Source organism: Nitratidesulfovibrio oxamicus (assembly GCF_015731765.1).
Classification (GTDB): Bacteria; Desulfobacterota; Desulfovibrionia; order Desulfovibrionales; family Desulfovibrionaceae; genus Cupidesulfovibrio; species Cupidesulfovibrio oxamicus.
Genome location: NZ_VRYY01000785.1, coordinates 1 through 543, shown reverse-complemented (window position 1 = coordinate 543; position 543 = coordinate 1). Strand labels below are relative to the sequence as shown.

Here is a 543-nt window from a genome sequence, read left to right as displayed (position 1 = left end):
GCACGCGCGGCGCTGCCCCCGGTGTTTTCCGGCGGGGCGGGCGGCGACGGCGGTGCCGTGGGCGCGGCGTCGGGGACGGTATGGTGGCGCGGGTCGGTCATCAGAAGCTCTGCCCGATGCTGATGTAGAACTGCAGGGGGGCGTCGTCCTCGCGCGGGTTCAGCGGGGTTGCCACGTCGAAGCGCAGCGGGCCTGCCACGGTGTAGTAGCGCACGCCGATGCCCGCGCCCCAGCGCATGGCGTCGCCGAAGCGGGGTGTTTCTTCTGCGTAGACGTTGCCGCCGTCCAGAAAGGGCACGATGCCCAGGGTTTCGGAAATGCGGTAGCGCAGTTCGAAGCTGGCTTCGCCGAACGAGGAGCCGCCGATGGGGTCGCCGTCCTCGCGCGGGCCCAGGGACTGGTAGGAATAGCCGCGTACAGAACCGCCCCCCCCGCCGTAAAAGCGGATGGAGCCGGGCACCGCGCCGCTGGACGCCCCGGACAGCGACCCGGCAGCCGCGCTGGCGGCCAGCACCAGCCGTCCGTCGGGACCGTCGGGCAGGC

At 72.4% G+C, this 543-nt stretch carries 1 protein-coding gene; it reads right to left on the bottom strand.

The features are described from left to right. Window positions 1-100 precede the first annotated feature (100 nt). Window positions 101-543, bottom strand: a 443-nt coding sequence (locus tag FVW20_RS18520) for a BamA/TamA family outer membrane protein (protein WP_196610725.1), incomplete at its 5' end; no start/stop codon positions are given.